Source organism: Thiohalocapsa sp. (assembly GCF_022340605.1).
GTDB lineage: Bacteria > Pseudomonadota > Gammaproteobacteria > Chromatiales > Chromatiaceae > Thiohalocapsa.
In genome coordinates, this window is the sequence record NZ_JAJDNQ010000122.1 from 1 (window position 1) to 21,941 (window position 21,941).

General features: G+C 69.1%; 17 protein-coding genes and 2 pseudogenes. 9 read left to right on the forward strand and 10 right to left on the reverse strand.

The window, feature by feature from the left end:
* Positions 1–569 precede the first annotated feature (569 nt).
* From LJE69_RS15660 to LJE69_RS15670, 3 genes are all read left to right on the forward strand, one after another.
* Positions 570–1,142, forward strand: coding sequence for a cytochrome b (locus LJE69_RS15660; RefSeq protein WP_296926800.1), 573 nt, complete (start codon positions 570–572; stop codon positions 1,140–1,142).
* Between the two features lie 173 nt (positions 1,143–1,315).
* A complete protein-coding gene (locus LJE69_RS15665; protein ID WP_296926802.1) occupies positions 1,316–1,717 on the forward strand; it encodes a bacteriohemerythrin in 402 nt (133 codons plus the stop codon).
* Between the two features lie 165 nt (positions 1,718–1,882).
* Entirely contained in the window at positions 1,883–4,789 is a 2,907-nt protein-coding gene (locus LJE69_RS15670) for an EAL domain-containing protein (RefSeq protein ID WP_296926804.1), read from the forward strand.
* Between the two features lie 629 nt (positions 4,790–5,418).
* Here LJE69_RS15670 and LJE69_RS15675 read toward each other — a convergent pair.
* Positions 5,419–6,651, reverse strand: a pseudogene (locus tag LJE69_RS15675) (AAA family ATPase).
* 246 nt (positions 6,652–6,897) lie between these two features.
* On the opposite strand from LJE69_RS15675, the gene LJE69_RS15680 reads away from it, so the two are divergent.
* Positions 6,898–7,077, forward strand: coding sequence for a hypothetical protein (locus tag LJE69_RS15680; protein WP_296926806.1), 180 nt, complete (start codon positions 6,898–6,900; stop codon positions 7,075–7,077).
* Between the two features lie 428 nt (positions 7,078–7,505).
* Here the strand turns inward: LJE69_RS15680 and bchE are convergent, their stop codons facing one another.
* The gene (bchE, locus tag LJE69_RS15685; protein ID WP_296926808.1) at positions 7,506–9,251 is read right to left on the reverse strand and encodes a magnesium-protoporphyrin IX monomethyl ester anaerobic oxidative cyclase; all 1,746 of its coding nucleotides are present in this window, start codon (positions 9,249–9,251) and stop codon (positions 7,506–7,508) included.
* A gap of 388 nt (positions 9,252–9,639) precedes the next feature.
* Here bchE and cobF point away from each other — a divergent pair, with 388 nt between their 5' ends.
* Both cobF and LJE69_RS15695 read left to right on the forward strand, forming a co-directional pair.
* Complete coding sequence (gene cobF, locus LJE69_RS15690) at positions 9,640–10,437, forward strand: precorrin-6A synthase (deacetylating) (protein ID WP_296926810.1); 798 nt, start codon at positions 9,640–9,642, stop codon at positions 10,435–10,437.
* 441 nt (positions 10,438–10,878) lie between these two features.
* On the forward strand, positions 10,879–11,229 hold the full coding sequence (locus tag LJE69_RS15695; RefSeq protein ID WP_296926812.1) for a hypothetical protein: 351 nt from the start codon (positions 10,879–10,881) through the stop codon (positions 11,227–11,229).
* Positions 11,230–11,314: 85 nt separating this feature from the next.
* Here the strand turns inward: LJE69_RS15695 and LJE69_RS15700 are convergent, their stop codons facing one another.
* From LJE69_RS15700 to LJE69_RS15720, 5 genes and pseudogenes are all read right to left on the reverse strand, one after another.
* Positions 11,315–11,755 (reverse strand): DUF4124 domain-containing protein, encoded by a 441-nt coding sequence (locus LJE69_RS15700; RefSeq protein ID WP_296926814.1) that lies wholly within the window; start codon positions 11,753–11,755, stop codon positions 11,315–11,317.
* A gap of 199 nt (positions 11,756–11,954) precedes the next feature.
* A complete protein-coding gene (locus tag LJE69_RS15705) occupies positions 11,955–13,232 on the reverse strand; it encodes an NAD(P)/FAD-dependent oxidoreductase (RefSeq protein WP_296926815.1) in 1,278 nt (425 codons plus the stop codon).
* 477 nt (positions 13,233–13,709) lie between these two features.
* Positions 13,710–14,468: a hypothetical protein gene (locus LJE69_RS15710; RefSeq protein ID WP_367114690.1), complete on the reverse strand. Its 759-nt coding sequence runs from the start codon at positions 14,466–14,468 to the stop codon at positions 13,710–13,712.
* Positions 14,374–14,736: pseudogene (locus LJE69_RS15715) on the reverse strand (hypothetical protein); the annotation flags it as partial. The pseudogene LJE69_RS15715 and the gene LJE69_RS15710, both read right to left, overlap by 95 nt.
* A gap of 31 nt (positions 14,737–14,767) precedes the next feature.
* Positions 14,768–15,511, reverse strand: a complete 744-nt coding sequence (locus LJE69_RS15720) for a ferredoxin--NADP reductase (RefSeq protein ID WP_296926817.1) — start codon at positions 15,509–15,511, stop codon at positions 14,768–14,770.
* 273 nt (positions 15,512–15,784) lie between these two features.
* On the opposite strand from LJE69_RS15720, the gene LJE69_RS15725 reads away from it, so the two are divergent.
* The 3 genes from LJE69_RS15725 (at position 15,785) to LJE69_RS15735 (ending at position 18,113) form a co-directional block, all read left to right on the forward strand.
* The gene (locus tag LJE69_RS15725; protein ID WP_296926845.1) at positions 15,785–16,303 is read left to right on the forward strand and encodes a glutathione peroxidase; all 519 of its coding nucleotides are present in this window, start codon (positions 15,785–15,787) and stop codon (positions 16,301–16,303) included.
* A 445-nt stretch (positions 16,304–16,748) separates the two neighbouring features.
* Positions 16,749–16,982, forward strand: coding sequence for a hypothetical protein (locus tag LJE69_RS15730; protein WP_296926819.1), 234 nt, complete (start codon positions 16,749–16,751; stop codon positions 16,980–16,982).
* 111 nt (positions 16,983–17,093) lie between these two features.
* Positions 17,094–18,113 (forward strand): SRPBCC family protein, encoded by a 1,020-nt coding sequence (locus LJE69_RS15735; RefSeq protein ID WP_296926821.1) that lies wholly within the window; start codon positions 17,094–17,096, stop codon positions 18,111–18,113.
* Positions 18,114–18,688: 575 nt separating this feature from the next.
* On the opposite strand, the gene LJE69_RS15740 is transcribed toward LJE69_RS15735, so the two are convergent.
* From LJE69_RS15740 to LJE69_RS15750, 3 genes are all read right to left on the reverse strand, one after another.
* On the reverse strand, positions 18,689–19,243 hold the full coding sequence (locus LJE69_RS15740) for a hypothetical protein (protein ID WP_296926823.1): 555 nt from the start codon (positions 19,241–19,243) through the stop codon (positions 18,689–18,691).
* A gap of 21 nt (positions 19,244–19,264) precedes the next feature.
* Positions 19,265–19,669 (reverse strand): SxtJ family membrane protein, encoded by a 405-nt coding sequence (locus tag LJE69_RS15745; RefSeq protein WP_296926825.1) that lies wholly within the window; start codon positions 19,667–19,669, stop codon positions 19,265–19,267.
* Positions 19,670–19,812: 143 nt separating this feature from the next.
* Complete coding sequence (locus LJE69_RS15750) at positions 19,813–21,663, reverse strand: carbamoyltransferase (protein ID WP_296926827.1); 1,851 nt, start codon at positions 21,661–21,663, stop codon at positions 19,813–19,815.
* Positions 21,664–21,941: the final 278 nt, after the last annotated feature.

Consider the following 21,941-nt stretch of genomic DNA (forward strand, 5'->3'; position numbering starts at 1 on the left):
GTGGTCGACTATTCGACCACGCCCACGACCACGACCACGCCCACGCCCACGCCCACGCCCACGACCACGACCACGACCACGACCACGAGCCGAGGCTTCGACCAGGTGTAGCAGCGCTTGTGGGAGCGGCACTCTTGGTGCCGCGACCGGCGGCAAGGCAGCACACCAAGCCCCGGGTAACTGCCAGGCGGCAGGCAACCCGCCAGCCGTCGTCGCGCCACAAAAGGCGGTGGTGCTCCCACGCCGGTCGGCCTGAAGCAGACGTTACGGGAGGAGGGGTTAGCGCAGCGTAACCCGACCTACAATCCGCGCGATTTCGAGATTGCGAACAATACTTGCCCCATCTCGCAGCGGGCTCCACCGCTCAGTAAGCCGGCGCGTCGGCGTCGTAGCAAAGCCCAACGGACGCGGCCTGCTCGCGCACGTCAAGGTGCGAAGCGGAGCCTGATCCCCTCCAGCGGTGCCGCGTGCGCGGTGGCGATGGATCGGGGCCGACCCCTTGTTTCGCCGCTCCCGCCGCCGCGTTAGAATCCTGGCTCCCTAAGTGGTTATAGAGGCTGGAAGATAACGTGTCCGACACCCAATCACCCGCGCGCTACGGTTTCGTGGCGCAGAGCTTCCACTGGCTGGTCGTGGCCATGCTGATCGCGCTCCTGGTCACCAACAGCCTGCGCGAGGGAGCGCCCAAGGGGACCGAGTTGCGCACGGATTGGCTGCACCTGCATATGTCCATCGGCATCCTTCTGTTCTTCGTCGTGCTCGCCCGCATCGTTTGGGCGCGGCTTGTGCCGCCGCCGGAGGCCGTCCAGGCACCGGGCTGGAGCATGGCCGCGGCGCGCGTTACGCATGTTCTGCTGAACCTGTCCACGCTGCTGATCCCGGTGTTCGGCTATCTGCGCGTCGCTTCCAAGGACCGTGCCGCGGACTTCTTCGGCATGGCCGTGCCGTCGGTCACCGGCGGCATGCATTGGCTGCACGAGCTGATGGAGGTGCTGCACGGCGCGCCCATGGAGCTGTACCTGTACATCCTGGTGGGTCTGCATGTCGCCGCCGCGCTCTGGCACCAGTACGTGCTGGGCGATGGTGTGCTGTCCCGCATGTTGCCTTGGGGGGCGCCCAAGCGCCGTTACTCGACCACCTGACTCGCCGCAAGGCCGGCGGGCGTTTCAGCAGCGTCTGCAACGTCGGTCGGCCGCGCGCCTGACGGCATGCAACCTGATGGCAGACGTTTGCAGGTCCTTGCTGCTAACGTTGTCGGCGCAGCGCCCCGCAAACCGCGGAGCGCACATCCACCGCCAGCACGAGGACCGCGCCCATGAGAGAGCTGACCTGGGACAAGACCCTCAGCGTCGACGTGCCCGAGATCGACGAAGATCACCGCCGGCTCGTGGACCTGTACAACATCCTCAACCACGCGGTGGCGGAGGGGGAGTCGCCCGAGTACATCGCGGCGCTGACGGACGAGCTCATCGCCTGCACCGTCTGGCACTTCCGGCATGAGGAGCGGCTGATGCTCAAGCACGCCTACGACGGTCTCGCCGAGCACAAGGCGGAGCACGACGACCTGATCGCCAGCGCCGAGGCGTTGCAGCAGAAGCTTCAGCAGCAGGGCAAGTCCGTCTCCCACCAAGAGGTCGAGTTCCTGGAGCAGTGGCTGGTGGGGCACATCTTCGGCGCGGACATGAAAATGGGCGCCTATCTCTGCGAGACGATGTAGCGCTCCCTATCTTCACCGACGCGCAACGCCGCGGGACCGGGGCGTCATGCACGGCAGGGTATCGCCCCCGGGGCCATCCCGCGCGGGAGTGTGGCGCCGGCAACACGGTGGGCACTGCTTGTTTACCCGAGCATCGCCAGGCCAGCAGTCGTGAAACCGAGGGTCATGGAACTGCAACTGGAGGACGCGGGGCTCGGACTCTGGGCCTGGGAGCCCAAGAGCGACCGGCTGCAACTGTCTCCGCGCTGGGCCGCCTCCTGCGGACTCGCGGCCGACGGCGCATCCCTGCCGATGACGTGGTGGCGCGATCAGATCCACCCCGACGATCGGATCCGGTGGCGCGCCGCTTTGGATGCCCAACTGCGCGAGCGCGGGCCGGGCTATCGGCTGGAATACCGGCTCCGCGGCAGCGGCGGGCACTGGCGATGGGTGCAGGAGCGCGGCACCCATGACGGCGGCGGCCTCGCGGGTGTCCACCTGGACGTCACGCCGCTGAAGCGCGCCGAGGCCGACCTCAAAGACAGTTACGAGCTGTTCGCGGCCGTGTTCGGTGCGACGCGCGATGGCGTCGTCGTGCTGGAGCCAGCCGACCTGCGGATTGTCTCCTTCAACGACGCCGCGTGCGCGATGCTCGGCTACGACCGCGAGGCCTTCGGTGCGCTGCGGCTGTCTGATCTCATGGTCGCGGCCGCGAGATCGGACCTGGCGTCCCGCATCCAGCAGCTGCTTCAGCAGCGCGGCGGCAGCGCCGGGCTGCACCTGCGCCGGGCCGACGGCAGCCCGCTCGCGCTCAGCGCCCGGTTCCGCGTCGTGCAGCGCGCGGGCCGCGCCCAGCTAGCAGCCGTCTGGAGCGGCGCCGATGTGCAGACTCGGCAGGCCCTGGCCGACACCAACGGCCGGCTGGCGGCGCTGTTCGACAATCCGGTGTTCGGCGTCGCCGAGCTCAGCCTGGATCAGCATCTGATGCGCATCAACCCCGTGCTCGCCGACCTGCTCGAGCGTGCGCCGGACAGTTTGCGCGGCCTCAAGCTCACGCACCTGGTTCATCCGCGGGACCAGGGCAGCGACCGCACCCAGATCGGGCAACTGCTCGCCGGAGAGATCGATCGCTACCGCTGCCGCAAGCACCTGTTGGCCGCGAACGGCGCGGCACGCGCAACGGACTGGACGCTCTCGCTGCTGCGCGGCGCCGGCGGCAAGCCGGCGGGCTTCAGCGCCGTGGTGGAGGACATCCGGCCGCGCCAACTGCTGAGGCGCCGCGCCGCCGAGGCCCGCGCCGTATCCGAGCGGCTGCTGGAGCTGGTGGACGATGCCGTGGTGCTCTGCCGCAGGGTGGCGGCCGACGAAGGCGCACCCGAATTCGAGATCGCCGCCGTCAACCCGCCCGCGCAACGCCTGCTCGGCCGCGCCGAGCCGGAGCTGGTTGGCCGGCGCCTGCTCGTGGCGCTGCCGACGCTCGGCGACGGCGAATTGCCCGCCGCGCTGTGGCGGCTCGACCACCGGCGCACCGAGCGGGTGGTCGTCACCTTGCCGCCGCCGCGGGCCGAAGCCGCATCGGGCGACGCGCTCGGCGACACCGCCGGCGGCGCGCGCTGTCCGGTCACGTTGGGTGCAACGGAGGCCGGCGAGCTGCTGCTGGTGCTGCATCCGGAGGCGGACGCGGCAGCGTCGCCACCACCGTCCCAGCCCGGACAGGTGGAGCGGGATGCCCTCACCGGCCTGCCCGGGCTCGGCCTGTTCCAGGACCGCATCGACCAGGCCATCGCCGCCGCCGATGCTGCCACCGATGCCGCCGGGGCATCTGCTCCAGCATCTACCCGGGCATCTGTCCGCGCATCCGAGGCCAGGGCGCTCGCGGTCTGCTGTCTGGACCTGGACGACTTCAAGGGCGTCAACGAGGTCCACGGCCGCGACATCGGCGACGCCTTGCTCAAGCAGCTCGCCGAGCGGCTGGCGGGGCAGTTGCCGCCGACGGACACGCTGGCCCGTTGGGGCGGCGACGACTTCGGCCTGCTGCTGACCGACATCGACTCGGTGGAAGGCTGTGCCGAGCGGCTGCAGGCCGTGCTCGACACGGTAGCTGCGCCCTTTCGCATCGGACCGCGCACCGTCGAGATCACCGCCAGCATCGGCGTGGCCCTGTACCCGCGCGACCGCGAGCAGGCCGCCGGGCTGTTGCGGCATGCGACTCACGCGCTGTTGCTGTCGAAGGCGCGCGCGCCGGGGAGCTTTCAATTCCTGGACGTCGAGGCGGACGGGCTCGCGGTCGCCCACCGCGATCACCTGGAGCAGGTGGAGCAATCGCTGGCGCTGGACCAGCTCGACCTGCACCTCCAGCCCATCGTGGACCTCGCTCGCGGCGTGCCGGTGGCGGCCGAGGCCCTGCTGCGCTGGCCCCACCCTCAGCGCGGCCTGCTCGGCGCCGGCAGCGTGCTCCCCGACCGTGCCGGCGCCCACCTGTTGCGCCGGCTCGATGTGTGGGTGCTGGACCACGCCCTGCCGGAGCTGCAACGCTGGGTGGAGCAGGGCATCGGGCTGCGGCTGCACGTCAACATCTCGGCGCAAACCTTGATCCACGGCGGCTTCGTCGAGGTGCTGCGTATGCTGCTCGACGCCTATCCGCTGGTGCCGCCGGAGCGCCTGGTGATCGAGGTGCAGGAGAGCGCCGCGGCGGCCGACCTCGCTGCCGTCGCCGACAGCATCCGCGAGGGGCGGGCGCTGGGCGTGGGTTTCGCGCTGGACGATTTCGGCACCGGCGCGTCGTCCATGACCTACTTCCGCGGCCTGCCCGCGCAGTTGCTCAAGATCGATCAGAGCTTCGTGCGTGACATGCTCGACGACCGCGAGGCGGGCAGCATCGTCACCGCCATCGTCGGCCTCGCGCAGGCATTCAACCGCACCCCCATCGCCGAGGGCGTCGAGCACGCGGCGCAGGCCACCGCCCTCGGGCGCATTGGCTGCCCCCTGGTACAGGGCTTCGGCATCGCCGAGCCCATGCCCGGACTCGATCTGCTGGATTGGCTCGTGCGCTGGCGGCTGCCGGCGGATTGGGTGGCTGTGACGGCGGACTGAGGCGGTCGGGCAAGCAAGCCTGGCAGGCGTTCCAGCCGCGTCTCGACCAGTGGCTTGGCAGCCCTTCACCGGCTACCGGCATCGCTATCGCGCGGCTTGGCAGCGCCGATGCCGCCAGCGAGGCCGTAGCGTCCAACGTGCGCATGCCGGCTGGTCCGCCTTTCCAACCGCGCGGTTGAGACTCGACAAGTACTCGCGCTCGCCACCGTCCGACGCGCGCTTCCGTAGATCTGGCCGACGAAGGAGGGCCGACAATCAGGCGGTTACGTTGTGCATCCGGTCGGGCTTCGTTCCTCGGCCCGAGCTACGACAGATTCTTGCCCAGTCTCGTTGGCCGAGGAGGAGCGCCGGCAACCGGGAGCGCCGGCATCCTGCCGGCCACCGGGACCGGCGGCTTCCAGCCGCCGCTGCGGAACAATCAGAGTGCCCGGGAGGCCAATACCAGAGCATCAACTCCGGCGCTGCCCTGACCAGCGTCTTCACGAACATGCAGAATTTCGGCTACCGGTCCGGTGCGGCCTTTGAACGGTCTGCCGGCGCCGTAGACTGATCTGCCACCCCCGGCGCAGGGCGCCCGCACATACGCGCCGATGGCGGAGTCTTGACCTTCTCGGCCGATCCGAAGACCGTCAGACGGGCTCCACCGTCTCCACCTCGAACCCCACCAGAGTTCGCCGCTCACGGCTCAGCTCGATGCCGATCAGATGGATCGGCAGCCCCTCGGCGCGGTACTCCTCGGCATAGCCCCGGTCCTTGATCTGCTGCAGCGCGGCGCCGTTCGGCGCCAATTCCACCACCTTGAGCTCGAACAGCCAGATCCGGCCGTTGAAGCGCAGGCGCAGGTCCAGGCGGCCGTGGCTGCTGGCGTCCTCGGTGGCCAGGTCCAGCCCGAGCGCGGCCAGGTGGCTGTAGAAGACGCTGCAGTAGAAGCCCTCGTAGCGGGCGATCTCGTTGCCGTCGTGCCACTGGTGCGGGATGGCCGCGAAGAGGCTGAAGATGTGCTGGCGCAGCGCCGTGAAGTCGGCCGCGACCAGCACATCGTGGAGCCGGCTGACAGCGCGCTCCGCCCGCGTGGCATCGCCCATCAGCCCCTTGAGCAGCGCATCGTTGAGCGCGGACTCCACTTCGAGATTGGGATAACCCAGGCTGTACTCCCAGCGCGCACCGGTCTGGCGCGAGCCCGTGAAGGTCAGATACCCGGTCTGCCAGAGCAGTGCCTCGGGCGCCAGATGATCCACATCGAAGGACGACAGCAACGCCTCCGAGGCGCGCACCCCGGCGAGATCCGGCGTGAAATACCCGCGCTCGGTCAGCACGTCGACCAGAAAGGTCGGCGTGCCGGTCTCGAACCACCACGGACGGAATTCCCGCGCATCCAACAGCAGCAGCACATCGAAGGGGTTATAGACGGCCTCGCCGAGCCAGTTCTAGCCGTTGTACCAGGCGCGGATCTGCGCGCGGTCCAGCCGTTCCAGCTCCGGCGCGAAGACGCGGTCGAGATCCGCCTCGGTATAGCCGCAGATCGCCGAATACCGCGCATCGACGGTGATGTCCCTGAGATTATTGAGCCCCGAGAACAGGCTCACCTTGCTGAACTTGCTCACCCCGGTCAGAAAGGCGAAGCGGATGTGCGCATCCTGGCCCTTGATGACCGAATAGAGATTGCGCAGGCCGTCGCGCATCGCGCGCGCGGTGGCCGCATCGGTGATGTTGTCCAGGAACAGCGACTTGCCGCAGCGCCGGGGGCGGGAGAGGAAGTAATACTTGCCCTCCTCGAGCAGCCGCAGCGCAAAGCCGGTCTTGTCCACATAGTAAAACCTCCCTTCGCGGATCTCGCGGAAGGTCTGGATGCCGATGGGCAGGGGCGTCGGGTCATGGCGCAAGGCCGCCTCGTGGGGCGGGATCGATCTGGTCAACAAGACTCTAGCACGGCCTCGCGCCCCGACCGCGCAGCGCGATGCACAGGGTCTCGGCGGTTTCCCGGCCCGAGCAGGTATTCGCGGACGCCTTCTGACACCGCGGCACAGACTGGGCAGGGATTCGCGCTCTCGGCCCACCGAGGCGGTCCGCTGTAGGTCGGGCCGGCGAAGGAGGCCCGACAATCAAGCATGAACGCGGCCAACTACGCCGGCGCCAACGACAAATACACGCTGGGTACGGAGTTGCGGAACAAGAGCTGCGAGATCGTCTCGCAGATCATTCGCGCCAACGCCGAGCGCGACAAGGCGCCCAAGCTGGCGGAGCCGTGTGGGAAGCTGGACGAGCTGTTCGTTCATCCATCGGGATGAGGGCAGCGAGTGCACGCGAATTTAGGGGGTGGCGAGGGATTGATGCCGCGGGGGTGGAACCGCTGCGCTTGTTCCACCCTCCGACCCTCGGGCAGGCGTGGAGATGGTTCATCCGCCAGGCCACGGCCAACGGCCAGCGGCGCGCCTGGTATCCGCAGCTGGACGTTCGCAACGAATCCGGATCATCGTCGTCTTGTCGTCGGAGCGTTCTTCGCGTGAATCTACCTCTAGACGGCCACTGGTCAAGGCCGTGCCCAGGCGACGTTCAGGCGTCAGCTTGACGCGTCAGGCTTGCTCAGGCGGCAGAGCTGCCAAAGCGGCTCTTGCCGAGGCGGAGCCTCGGCAAGAGCCGGGCGCATATGAAAACGCCCCCGGATGGGGGCGTACTCGCTGTTGGGCGCGGCGCAGGTGGCGCCGCGTTGCGGCGGCTAGGCGTGCTCGGCGATGTTCGCCTTCTCCTTCGGCTTGCCGATCTCGGAGACCGGCACGGCGACCTCGCCCGGGTTGCTGGCGGGGCCGTTGTACTGGGCGATCTGCTCGTCGGTCATCTGCTGGTCGCCACCGCCGCAGGCCCTGGCGGCATGGGCCGGCTCGGCGCCGCCGCAGGCCTTGATGGAGGCGGTGACGCCGCTCGGCTGCAGCGCCGGGCGCTTGGCCGGCGGGGCCTTCTTCCAGGCGTTGTGGTCCGGCTCTTCGATCTTCGACGCGGACTTGTCGTAGTCGAAGCGGATGAGCTTCTTGAACATCGGGCCCCAGTAGTTCTGCTTCCCGAGCTGATAGAACTTGCGCTCCATGGCGCTCTTCAGGAAGGCCTTGATGCAGCCGATCAGATACCGGCGGCGGAAGGGGTCCTTCACCCAGGGATACTGGAACAGCATCCGCTTCATGTAGAAGCGCCGGTAGTTGGCCATGACCCCGTCGAGCAGCTCGGCGCGGTCGATGTTGTCCGGCTTCATGATCGGCGAGACGAAGTTGTACTTGGAGTAGTCGAAGACCTCGACCTTCTCGCCCAGCTCGGTGAACATGTCGGAGAAGGGCCACGGGGTGAACATAGACCAGTTGGCCATGTCGGCGCCCCAGTCCATGACCATCTGGTAGGTCTCCTCCAGGGTCTCACGGGTCTCGTTTTCGAGGCCGACGATGAACTGCGCCTCGGTGACGATGCCGTTCTCCTGCAGCAGCTCGATGGCGCGCTTGTTCTGCGCCACCGTGGTCTCCTTGACGAAGCGGTCCAGGTTCAGCTGCGCGGCGGCCTCGGTGCCGAGCGAGATGTGCACCAGCCCGGCCTTGCGGTAGAAGGGCAGCAGCTCCTCATCGCGCATCACGTCCGTCACGCGGGTATTGATGCCCCAGTGGATGCCGAGGTCGCGGTCGATGAGCTCCTGGCAGAACTCGATAAACTTGGCGCGGTTGATGGTGGGCTCCTCGTCGGCGAGGATGAAGAAGCCGACGCCGTGAACCTTCACCAGCTCCTCGATCTCGTCCACCATCTGCTTCGGGTCGCGGACGCGGTAGTCGCGCCAGAACTTCCATTGCGAGCAGAAGCTGCAGGTGAAGGGGCAGCCGCGGGCCATGTTCGGGGTGGCGACTGGCACACCCAGCGGAATGTAGATGTACTTTTTCCAGTCCAGAATGCCCCAGTCCGCCTTAATGGCGTCGACATCCTTGATGGATGGCTCGGCCGGGGTGGCCACCACCGCGCCGTCGTCGCCGAGGAAGGCAATGCCGTTGACCTGATCGCGCTCGTTGGGCCAGCGGCCTGCGTCGATGGCGCGCACCAGGTTCAGCGTGACGGCCTCGCCCTCGCCGCGCACGATGACGTCGACCCAGGGCGCCTCGGCGAGCACCTGCTTGAACATGAAGGTGGGATGGATGCCGCCCATGACGGTGACGGCGTTTGGGCACTCCTCCTTGGCGATCTGCAGCACCCGCTGCGCGGCGTAGATCATCGGTGTCATGGCCGTGGTGGCGATGATGTCCGCCCCTGCCGCGCGGATGGCGGAGCGCAGTTGATCGTCATCCAGGTCGTCCACCAGGGCGTCGACGAACTGATAGTCGTCGTAGCCGCCGGACTTGAGGTAGCCGGCCAGATACGTGACCCAGGCCGGCGACCAGTTGCCGGCGATATCGGCGGCGCCGGCGCTGTAGTTGGGGTGGACGAAAAGGATGCGCATGAATCGGCTCCGTGTCGGTGAGCGTCGGTCGCGGACTGGCACCGGCGGCTGCGGTTGGTGGTTGCGGTGGCTGCCGGCACCTGCCTCGTGTCGCCCAGGCAGTGGCGCCGGCGTCGGTTGTACACTCGCGCGAGTTTCGCGGAGTTTGACGCACCGCGTCATTGAGCCCCGTCTATAGTTGCGGGATTCGGGCCACGGGCGACGCCGGCTTCAGCAGCCGTGCTTGGCGCGGAAACGGTGTCTCGGGTGCGGCTGACTCGCTTCCCTGATGCGACTGCCCGGATGGTACTGCCTGGGGCGTCGGCTGCCAGCAAAACCGTCGGGCTTTGGCTTTTCCGTTGACCGGCGTCAAGCCTGCACGCCGCATCAGCGCCGAACATCGCGCCCCATGAAACAGCTCTATCTCATCGGCATCGGCCCGGGCCACCCGGACTTCCTGACCCTGCAGGCCGTGGAGGCCATGCGTCGGGTGGACGTGTTCTTTCTGCTGGAGAAGGCCGGCCGGGGCAAGGACGAGCTGATCGCGCTGCGCCGCGACATCATGCACCGCGTGCGCCCTGAGGGTGGTTACCGGGAGGTCAGCGTCGCGAGCCCGCCGCGACCGCGGGCGGTGGATCGGGACGCCGCCGCCTACCGCGCCATCGTCGCCGACTGGCATGCCGAGAAGCGCCGCATCTTCGCCGCCCTCCTCGCCGCGTCGCTCGCCGATGGTCAGACCGGCGGCCTCCTGTTGTGGGGCGACCCGACGCTCTACGACCAGACCATCACCATGGTGGATCAAGTGGTGCGGACGTTGCCGGAGACCGTCGCGCTGACCGTGATCCCCGGCATCAGCGCCGTGCAGGTGCTCGTCGCGCGGCACGGCATCCCGCTGAACCGGGTCGGCGAGTCCATCAGCATCATCACCGGCCGCGAGGCGGAGCAGGTGGACCCGGCCAGCGTCCACAACACCGTCGTCATGCTGGACTATAACGCGTCGTTCCAGCGCTTCGTGGGGCAGGGCATGGACATCTACTGGGGCGGCTACCTCGGCGCCGACGACGAGGTGCTGGTGTCGGGGCCGCTGGACGAGGTGCTAGACGAGCTGTTGCGCGTCAAGGCGGCGCTGCGGGACGCCAAGGGCTGGCTGATGGACACCTACCTGTTGCGCCGGCGGGCCGTTACCGACGGCGATGTCGAGGATTGAGGGGGGGTGAAGAAGACCTGTTGCGGCTTTGTGGCCGCATGGTCGCGGCATCGGGCGTGCTGCTCTCCCGTCGCGGCACCGGGAGTGCCGCTCGCACGCGGCACCGGGAGTGTCGCTCCTACGGCGATCGCATTCGCACAGGCGCGGGCGGGTTGTCGGTTTTGTGACAGACCCGGGGCGGCGTGGCCGGCGGGTGCCGGTGGGGTGTTGATTCGCCCGCGGCGTCTGCATTGGCGCGGCCTGGCCAGCCGGCGGAGCGGCGCACATACGGGTTTGGCCCGTGCTTTGCTTGAGCTTCGCCACGGCCGTGGGAGCGGCACGCTTGGGTGGGAGCGGCACGCTTGGTGCCGCGACCCAGCTCCGTCCAACTGCCGCTTTCAGCCTTGACGCCTCTTCAGCGCATCGGATGCCCCGGACTCGCCTCGGCGTGGCAGATGACTCATGAGCCCAACCAAGCCCGACGTCGAGGACTACCTGCAACTCTTCCGCCAGTACGGCGGTGACCTCGGTGAGCTGTACCGCGAGCCGGAGGACGAGCGCTATGCGCTGCTATTCGAGCAGGTGGTGCGCCTACTGGTGCAGCCGTCACCGTTCAACCTGGGCTTGCCGGACACGTTTCGCGTCGCCGCGCGCCGCTACCGCGATGGCCACCCTTCCACGGTGGCCAGGCTCCGGCAGCCCGCGAACCGCCATTTCATGCTCTGTGAGCTGCACGACCTGATCATGCTGAAAGGCGGCCTGGCCGCGCTGCGCAAGGCCGACGCGGGCACCGCGGGCTCCGGGCACGCCTGAGCGGCTTGCCGTTGCGCCGGTGCTTGCCGGGCCGCCGGGTGCTCGACATCCGGCGCCGGACAGCGGGCGTCCGGTCCAACCCCCGTCAGCGCGAGGTCCGCTCGCTGGAGATTGTCCCCCGGGCGCGGCCGCGCTTGTCACCGGCCAAGCCGCCGGTGCTGCGCTCCTCACGGCTGGTGGAGCGCGCGCGCTGAACTGCCTCGTCCTCCTGCCAGTCCATGGGCTGGGGCTTCTGCGCGGCGGCGGGCGGCGGGTTCGGCTGTTGTGGCGGGGTATTGCCGGCGCCACCGCCACCGCGCTGCTGCATGGCCTGCACCCGCCGCTCGGCGGCCGAGCGATCCGCACTGGTGGGGCCGGGGTCGATGCCGATGGTCTGTGCCTCGCTCGGGTCGCCGCCGGCGTAGGGCGAGGACGAGTAGATGACATTGCCGTTCGCGTCCACTGACTTGTAGACCTCGGCGCCGACGGGGTCTGCACCTGCCAGCAGCAGCGCGCCGGCCGCTACCATCAATCGCACATGTTTCATGCGCTGCGCTCCGTTGTGCTTGCGTCGGGATGCCCAGTGCCTGGCAGTGCCTGGCGTCCCGATCCGACTGCGACCCAAGTCTAGCAATGGTGTACGCCGGTGGGGCGTGGCGCGCGTTGCGCTCCGGGACGCGCGGTAAGGTGCGAGCACGCGTGCCGCCGGCGAGAGCGCATGGGCGCGCGCAGGCGCCGGCCCCCTCTCAGGCGGCGGTGCGCGGGTGCGGGTCGTGGCTGCCGGCCCGCAGCCGCCCGGCGATGTCGCCGCCTGTGCCGTCGCCGCTCGCCAGCGCCCAGTGGATGGAGGGCGGTGCCGCCGTCTCGCCGCAGACCCAGAGCCGCTCGCCGATGCGCATGGGCGCGGCGGGCACCCGCACGTCCGCCGTTTGCGCCGGCAGCGCCGCCGGCAGCCGATACACGGCGAGGCGCCGCCAGACCTCCACCTGCTCGCCGTACCAGCCGAGGAGCTGGCGGCGCAGCTCGGTCTCGAGCGCGTCCGGATTGTGCCGGGCGCCGAAGACGTTGACACAGACCAGGGCCTCACCGGCGGGCGCATAGTGCGCGGACAGGTTGCTCGGGCAGAGCAGGCTGTTGATGGGGCCGCGGTCGGTGGCGTTGAGCACCAGGTAGGGGCCGGAGAAGGGCGCCTCCGGGGCAGCGAAGTAGAAGCAGGTGGTGCCGCGGGTGGCGGGCGGCTCGCGGTCGAGGAGCCCGGCGGCGGCGGTGCCGTCGGTGGCGACCACGGTGGCGCGGGCGTGCAGCCGATCGCCGCCGGCGAGCCGCACGCCGTCGTCCTCGATCGCCTCGACGCGGCTGCCGAGCCGCAGGCTCCCGGGCGCGAGTCGGCTCGCGAGCTGAAGCGGGATCTGCTCCATGCCGTGCGCCGGCAGTGCCGTGTCGCCCAGCGCGAAGGCGCGGAAGACGAACTCGAAGGCGCGGCTGGAGACATCGAGCTCGGGCTCGAAGAAGACGCCGGCGAAGAAGGGCCGGAAGAAGCGCGCCCGGATGCGCTCGGAAAAGCCCAGTTGCGCCAGCAGCGCCGCGGCGGATTGCTCCGGCCGCGCATACAGTGCGGCGAGGTCGCCCTTGAGCGCCCGCCGGCGCAGCCGCAGCAGCCGGAGCTTGTCCGCGAGCGTGCCGGCCGGGGAGACGAGCATCTCCGGCAGTTGCAGCGGCCGGCGCCAGATGTCGCTGACGCGGTGGAAGCCATCGCCGATGCGCACCAGGGCGCCCGGATAGAAGGCGTTGAGCTCGAGTGCCTCGTAGTCCAGGAGACGCCGGGCGGCGGGGTACCAGGTCTGGAGTACCTGAAAGCCGCGGTCCAGCAGAAAGCCCTCGCGCATGTCGGTGGCGATGCGCCCGCCCACCCGGTCCGCCGCCTCCAGCACCCGCGGGCGCAGGCCGTGGCGTTGCAGTCGCAGTGCACAGGCGAGGCCGGACAGCCCGGCGCCGACGATGATCACATCCGCGTCCAATTGCATCCTCCGCTCGAATCGACCAGGGGAGTTGGGTCAGGTGCCGGCCAACGACACGCGCAGATTGTCCGCCTGCGCGCCGATCAGGGCCAGCCGTCCAGAGTCCATCCGCTCGAGGTTTTGCCACATCAACGCGGTGCGTGGCCTCGCTCGCCGCCTCGTACATCCACTCCAGTTCGCGCTCCGGATCGCAGCCGTCGAACAGGCGGCTGTCGCGCGCGAGCTGATCGCCCAGCACCAGCGGCAGGTGGCGCACGGGGCTGCCGGGAGCCGTCACGGGCGGCTGGCTGAGCGCGGCGCAAGACACCGACTCAACTCACGTCCAGGCGGCGCCCGCCGTGGGAGCGGCGTCCTCGCCGCGAGGGGCGCGCACCGTGGGAGCGGCGTCCTCGCCGCGAGGGGCGCGCACCGGCGGCCTGTCATCGCGCCGGGGACGGCGCTCCCACAGTGGCGCTCTGCGCCGTGCGGCAGTGGTTAGCGTGCTCATGGCGCGGCGCCCTCGCGGTAGGCCACCTGGCGGTCGAACAGCGCCCGCACGGTGTCGATGTGGTCCGCCTCCGCCGCCGCCTTGTCGGTGCGGTAGCGCTTGACCCGCGCGAAGCGCAGCGCCAGTCCCGCCGGATACTGCCGGCTCTGCTGCAGCTCGTTGAAGGCGATCTCCACCACCAGCTCAGGGCGCACGTGCACCACGTGCCCATCGCGGCCGATCTCGCGGGCGAGCAGCTGCTCGGTCTGCCAGGCGAGCAATTGGTCCGTCAGCCCCTTGAAGGTCTTGCCCAGCATCAGAACGCCGCCGGCGCCGTCGCGGCAACCCAGGTGCAGGTTGCTGAGCCAGCCGCTGCGCCGGCCGCTGCCCCATTCGGCGGCCAGCACCAGCAGGTCCAGCGTGTGCGCCTGCTTGACCTTGAGCCAGTGGCTGCCGCGGCCGCCCGCGGCGTAGGGCGCCTCGGGATGCTTGGCCATCAGAACGTCGTGGCCGGCGGCCAGCGCCGCTTGCAGAAAGTCGGCGGCGGTGGCCGCATCGGCACCGGCGCGGCGCGGGATGATCGGCGCGGCGGACGCTCGCCTGCGGGACCTCGAAGGCGGCGGCGACGGCGTCCAGCACCAGCGATTCCAGTGCGCCCTGGCGCAGCTCGCCCAGCAGGAGCCGAGCCAGATAGTGCTGCTCGTCCACGGTGGCCTGCCCGAACAGCTCGGCCAGCGCGTCGGCGTGACGGGCCTTGGCGCCGCTGCCGCCGATATCCGCGAGCGCCGCGAGCCGTGCGGCGGTCTCCGTCAGCGTCAGCGCCGGCGCTGCCGCCGGCGGCGTTGCCAGCGCGGCCCGCACCTGCGCCGGGCCGATGCCGAGCGGGCGGTCCGCAGCCTCGCCGGTGCACCAGCGCGCGGCCGTGCCGACCTCGCCCGAATCTGCAGTGCGCAGCAATGCCGCCAGCCGCGCCAACTTCGCAGCGCGGCTGCGCGTGGCCGCCAGGTCCGCGGACGCCGCTGCCTGCTCGGCGACGGTCAGCATGGGCTCGGCGGCGTGGTGATGCCGGCGCGCGTCAGTGATACTGCTCGGTGGTGTAGTTGCCCGGCTCGTGGCGCTTGTGCCGTTGCATGCCGCGGCCCTCCAGCCAGGCGCGCACGTCCTTGATCATGGCCGAGTTGCCGCACAGCATCAGATGGCTGTCCTCCGGCGTGATGTCGGCGTCGGCAGCCGCCTGCAGGGCGCCGTTCTCCAACAGGTTGGTGATGCGGCCCATGAGCGACGTCTCGCTGCTGTCGCGGGTCAGCGTGGTGATGAAGGTGAAGGCGTCCTCGTGTGCGGCCTGGATCTCGGCGATGGTCTCGCCGTACGACAGCTCGCCGGCGTTGCGGGCGCCGTGCACCAGGATCACGCGCTCGAAGCGCTCCCAGGGGTCCGCCGTCTTGAGCATGGATAGATACACGCCCAGTGCCGTGCCCGTGGCCAGCATCCACAGATGCCGCCGCGAGACGACGTTATCGAGCGTGAACACGCCGCTCGCCTTGTCCGAGACCCAGATGCGGTCGCCGACCTCCAGGTCCGACAGCTTGGGCGTCAGCGGACCCTCCGGGATCTCGTTGAAGTAGATCTCCAGCGGCCGCTCGGCCGGGGCGTTGACCAGGGAGTAGGGACGGCCGACGCGCTCGCCGTCCACGTCCAGCGCCACCTTGATGTACTGCCCGGCGGTGAAATCCGGCAGCGGTGCGTCAATCTGCAGGCTGTAGAGGGCCTGCGACCAGTGCCGTTTCCCGGCAATCTTGCCTTCCAGCCATTCGGCCATGGGTGCTGCTCCTCGCGAGGGTCAAAGCCCGCTAATTTGGTTCGCGGCGGTGGGTTTTCAAAGGCTGGACAGGTGTCGGCGAGTTGCCCCGCGTGTTGGCCCCCGTGCCGTTGCTGGCGTGCGCGGCGTACGCTGAACGGCTATTGTGATCGACCCGCGCCGCTCCATATCGCGCCTGTCCAGGTTTTGTATAACCAGAAACCGAACGGAGCATGCGCCATGATCCGCACTCGTCACCCGATGCTGTTGCTGACCCTGCTGGGAGGTTTGCTCATGACCGAAACCGCCACCGCTGCCTGCGCCCCGTCGCTCGACTTCGAGAAGCGCCGCCTTGCGAGCGACGAGACCGTGCACCTCTGCGATGCCTACCAAGGCAAGGTGCTGCTGGTGGTCAACACCGCCAGTAAGTGCGGCTTCACCGGCCAGTACGAGGGGCTCGAGGCCCTGTACGCCAAGTACCGCGACCAGGGCCTCGTGGTGATCGGCTTCCCGTCCAACGACTTCGCCAACCAGGAACCGGGCACCGAGGCGCAGATCAAGGACTTCTGCCGGCTCACCTACTCGGTGGAGTTCCCGATGTTCGAGAAGATCAGCGTCAAGAAGGGGCGCGCCGACCCCTTCTACCAATACCTGGCCCAGCAGACCGGCGTCTACCCCAAGTGGAATTTCTACAAGTACCTGATCGACCGCAACGGCAAGGTGGTGGACGTCTACTCCAGCTTCACCTCGCCGAACAGCAAGAAGCTGGTCAGGACCATCGAGAAGCTGCTGGCGGCGCCGGCGCCGTCCTGAGCGTGCGAGACCGGGCGCGAATTCTCGGTAGGTTGGCCCGTGGAAGGTCGATCGGGCTGGGGAACGAAGCCCGACGTGGAGGGCGCCCTGATCGCCTGATCGTCGGGCCTCCTGCGTCGGCCCGACCTACGCGTGAGGCGCCGCTTACCGGGAAGGGGCGAACCGAGATGGAGCGAATGCATGCCCCGTCCCGTCCCGTTCCGCCCGCGTCGGCGCGGCTCCCCCGCGTGCCCCCTCTCCGACGCGCCGTGCAAGCGGACCTGCGTCACATTTCACTAGTCGAATCATGGTTTTGTGAACCCGGTCCGCTGCCGCTCCGGCGCGCGGCGAACCGCTTCACGCCTTCCACGGCCCCCACGACCCAACCTTGTGCTCGCGGAAGCACGATTTCCGCCGGGGCACCCCCGGCCCGGCGCACGAACATAACAACCCGTGGGAGTCAGCCATGTGGAACGCACGGCTTGTCGCGGCCTTCGTCGTGGCCTGGTCCCTTTCTATTGCTTGTATTTCCGTGCCCGCCGCACCGGCGCGGGATGATGGATTGTTTCGACCGTCACCCGCTGCTCAACTGCAGCTCCGGCGGGGCCGCACGGCGCTGCGCGGCAAGAGCCGTGCGGTGCAGATCGACCCGGCACAGCTCGGGCGCGGGCGGCTGCGGCTCAACCTCGGCGTCGGCTAGGAGCAGCGGGCGGTGCCGCCGTTTTTTGTGCCGGTTTCGCAGCGCCTGTGTCACGCGGGTTGCCGCCTGGTCTAGACTGCGCGGCGACGTCCAGCCGCGCCGGGTGCTGCCATGCTCTACCTGATCCTGTTCCCGCTCGTTGTCATCGCCGGCTTGCTGGTGTTCCTGGCGATTCAGCCCGGCGAGGTCCGCGTGCGCCGCTCGCTGGTGATGCGCTGCACACCCGAGGCCGCCTTCGACCTGGTACGGGACCTGGGCCGATGGCCGGACTGGAGCCCCAGGCTGCTGCATGAGCCGGACGCCGAGCGCACCAGCAGCGACGCCCCGGATGCGGCCGGCGGCTGGTATGCCTGGAACGGGCAGCTCATCGGCGCCGGGCGCGTTACCCAGGTGGCGCTGCACCCGCCGGAGCGCATCGAGCGGCGCATCGCCTTCCAGCGGCCGTTCAAGTTCAAGGGGGCCGTCACCTGGGAGTTCGCCGCTACCGCGCAGGACGGCACGCCCGCCACCGAGGTGTTCTGGATCATGCGCGGGCGCATGCCTTTCCTGCTGCGCTTCCTGGCACCGATGTTCTCGCAGTTCGTCGACAAGGACTTCGAGCTCGGCCTCGTGCGGCTGCGTGCGCTGCTGGACCCGGCAGCACCCAAGCTCAACATCCGCTTTCCGGGCGCAGCCGAGCTGCCGGCGCAGTCGGCGCTCACCCTCCCGTTCGAGGGCGGCATGGATGACATGATCCGCGCCATGGAAGCGGGCTTCCCGCGCCTTGCGGGGGTGCTCGCGGCGCGTGGCATCGAGCCCGCCGGACCGCCGTTCACGGCCTACCACATGGCACACCCGAAGGCCGACCGCTTCCGCTGCGACATCGCCATACCCGTGCCGCCGGACACCGCGCCCGGCGAGCTGACGCTGAAGCACTTCGCCGGTGGTCTTTTCGAGGTGACGGAAGTGCAGGGCAGCTATGACTTCATGGCCCTCGCCTGGCACACCGCCACGGGCCACCTGCGCATGGCCAAGCGCCAGTGGGACCGCGCGCGGCCGGCGCTGGAGATCTACGCCACCGGGCCGGACCGGGCCGCGAGCGATGACGCGCTGCTGACCCGAATCTGCGTGCCGGTCAAGGCGAAGGGCTGAGCGGCCCGTGGGAGCGGCGTTCCGGCCGCGATGAGCATTGCGGTCGCGGATCGCGCCGAGGACGGCGCTCCCACGGCGCGTGCGCTGAGCGGCCCGTGGGAGTGGCGTTCCGGCCGCGATGGGCCGCGCGGCCGACTGCAAGGCGGTGGCCCCAGGGGGCGGCTTCCGGGCGCGCGGTCGGATCGAGCGCATCGCAGGATTTAAAGATGATGAGCGGATTCGAATCGCTGGTCGCGGGGTTGCGGCTCACTCTCGTACCGCTTGGCTAAGTCGCACATCTGAGGGCTCGTGCAGCGTTTCACCCGACTATGCTGTCGTGGTCGTGATCGAATGCTCGACCACGACCACGACCACGACCACGACCAGAGCCTTCGCCATGGCTCCTCGGCTCCGGCCCCACCCGGGTTGGCGCCCTGCAGAATTGCCTGAAGCGGGGAATTAGGGGCTGGCAGCTAGCAAGCGCTGGTTCGGTCGGCGCATTCTTGCGCCGTCTGCATCTTTGGCACGTAATCCGATCAGGCTCCGCGCTCCTGTCGGTCCGGTGCGTCGAGCCGCACCAGACCCTGCTCGCGCACCTAGTGCGCTTCCAGTTTCCCCAGCTCCGCCAGGATCTCCAGCACCAGCCGCTCGCCCTGGCTGTCCATGCCGCGCGTCAAGCGCCCCGGGTCGCGCTCGCCCTGGATCATGGGGCGGATGACGCCGGCGAGCCGAGCCATCTGGCCGCCGACAGTGCTCATCTGCTCGGCCATGTTGCCGATGATGGCGAGCGCCTGGGCGTTGCCGGTACGCGCGGCGTGGATCATGTGCGCGAGGCCGGGAGCGGCCATGGCGGGGTCCTGGCGCTGGGCAGGGTCGGGCAGGGTGGACGGGTCCTGCATGCCGCGCAGGATGGCCTCGGCAATGACCTGGTCCTCCTCGTCCAGCCCGCGAAAGACCTCAGGGCCGCGCTCGCCGGCGGCGATGCGCTTGAGGGCGGCCACGAGCTCCGGCCAGCCGGCCTGCTCGGCGTCGGCGAGCAGGGCATCGAATTCGGTGCGGCGCTCGGCGTTGCCGCAGGTGGCGGCCGCCTGACGGATGAACTCGGCATGCACCAGGCGGATCTGCTCGTGGCGGTCGGGGAGCTCGGACATGGGGATCGGGCTGTTGGAGGCTCAGTAGGGCTTCTCGACGGAGTCCCGCGGCACCGGCTGGCTCGGCACCCGGTAGCTTTCGGCATCCGGTTCCAGCCGCCGGCGCATCGGGTCGCGGCCCATGAGCCGCATCACGATACCCGCCGGCAGGATGACCACAAAGAACATGACCCCCAATATCAGGGGCGACATGATGCGGTTGGCGATCTGGCCGAAGCGCATCCAGCCGCGGTAGACGGGGCGCAGGCTCGCCGGCTTGATGAGGCCCCACAGCGCCAGCACCGCGGCGAGCACCCAGGGCCAGAGCGGCCAGCCGAGCCCGCCGAGCCAGGGCAGCACCACCCCGAACAGGCCGACAAGGATGCCCGCCGTGGTCAGTGCGAAGTGCCGCAGGCCCTTGGCGTCCAGCTCCGGAATCTCGTGCATCGTCTGTCTCTCCGGGCGCGAGTACAACCGCGCCGAAATGCGGCTAACCACTGCTGGCCGGTGCAAGATCGAGCTCGGGATCGGATCGACTTCGATCCCGAAGCGTCTGGAGCCAGTGGCCACAGGAATTTGGCGCAAGCTTACTAGTCCAGCTCGAACTCGTCGCGCCAGCGCTCGTCACGCTCCGTGGCCGGTTGCTCCGGCTTCAGCAGCAGGCAGTTCTCCAGCACCAGGGCGTCCATCTCCGTGCGCATGAAGCAGCGGTAAGCGTCCTCGGGGGTGGCGACGATGGGCTCGCCGCGGACGTTGAACGAGGTGTTGACGACCATCGGGCAGCCGGTGCGCTCGGCGAAGGTCTCGATGAGCCGATGGAAGCGCGGGTTTGTCTCCTTGTGCACCGTTTGCAGCCTGGCGGAGTAGTCGACGTGAGTGATGGCCGGCACCTGGGAGCGGGGCACCTTGAGCTTGTCGATACCGAAGAGCCGCGCCTGCTCGGGTGTCATCGATAGCCGGCGGGACTCCACAACCGGGGCCACCATCAACATGTAGGGGCTGGGCGCTGCGTGCTCGAACCAGTCCGACACCTGCTCGGCGAGGACCGCAGGCGCGAAGGGCCGGAACGACTCGCGGTACTTGATCTTCAGGTTCATCACCGACTGCATCTCAGTGTTGCGCGGGTCGCCGATGATGGAGCGCCCGCCCAGCGCCCGCGGGCCGAATTCCATGGGCCCCTGGAACCAGCCGATGACCTGACCCGCGTCCAACATCTCGGCGAGCTTCGGCATGAGCGTGGCGTCGTCGAGCCGGTGATAGGGGATGGCGTTGTCGCGCAGGAATGCCTCGATCTCGTCGTTGCCGTGCGCCTGCCCGAGGTAGGACCCGCGCATGCGGTCACGCCCCGCGGTGACCTCTCGCGGCTGCTCCAGGTACTCGTGCCAGACCGAGAGCGCCGCCCCCAGTGCACCGCCGGCATCGCCTGCCGCCGGCTGCACCCAGATCTCGGAGAACGGTCCCTCGCGCAGCAGCCGGCCGTTGGCGACGCAGTTCAGCGCGACGCCACCGGCGAGGCAGAGCCGGTCCTGCCCGAGCTCCCGGTGCACGGTGCGCCCGAGTCGCAGCACGACCTCCTCCGTCACGGCCTGGATGGACGCCGCCAGGTCCATTTCGCGCTGGGTAACGGGCGACTCGGGCCGCCGCGGCGGGCCGCCGAACAGCTTCTCGAAGGCGCGGCTGGTCATGGTGAGCCCGTTGGCGTAATTGAAATAGCGCATGTCCATGCGGAAGGTGCCGTCGTCCTTCAGCGCCAGCAAGTGCTCGAGGATCAGATCACGGTATCTGGGTTTGCCATAGGGGGCGAGGCCCATCAGCTTGTACTCGCCGGAGTTGACCTTGAAGCCGGTGTAATAGGTGAACGCGGAGTAAAGCAGCCCCAGGGAGTGCGGGAACTGGATCTCCCACTCCGGCACCAGCCGGTTGCCCTCGCCAAGCCAGACGGACGTGGTTGCCCACTCGCCGACGCCGTCCATGCACAGCACCGCGGCGCGCTCGAACGGGCTCGGGAAGAAGGCCGAGGCGGCATGGGACTGGTGGTGGTTGGCGAAGAGCAGCGGCGGCAGCGCGTCCCTGGCGGGTGCGCCCGGCAGCGCGGCCAGCTCCTTCTGCAGCAGGTCCTTGAGGAAGAGCTTTTCCTTCAGCCACACCGGCATCGCCTTCAGAAACGACGGCAGTCCACGTGGCGCATAGGCGAGATAAGTCTCCAGGAGCCGCTCGAACTTCACCAGCGGCTTGTCGTAGAAGACCACATGGTCCACCTCGCCGAGACCGATGCCGCCGATATCGAGGCAGCGGCTCAGGGCCTCCGTCGGGAAACGGGCGTCGTGCTTCTTGCGCGAGAAGCGCTCCTGCTGAATGGCGGCGACGATCTCGCCGTCGCGCAGCAGGCAGGCCGCGCTATCGTGGTAGTAAGCGGAAAGACCGAGAATGTGGATGGGCATCGCGGAGATACGGCTGCAAAACGCCCCGATTGTAGCTTGATGGGGAGCGGCGGGGGAGCCGGAGCCGCCCGCCCGACGCCAATGTCGCCGGAAACTCGCGGCCGGAAACGGGGCAAGTCGTCCGCTTCGCCGCTGAGCACGCGCCCATCATCGGCCATCCTGCGCCGAGTCGGGCCGGAATCCGAACCTGCATCGGGGCGGAATTCGCACCTGCTCAGAGATGGGCGGCTTCGGGATTCCTACACTTCAGCACCTTGCGGCGTCGACAACGGCGGCGC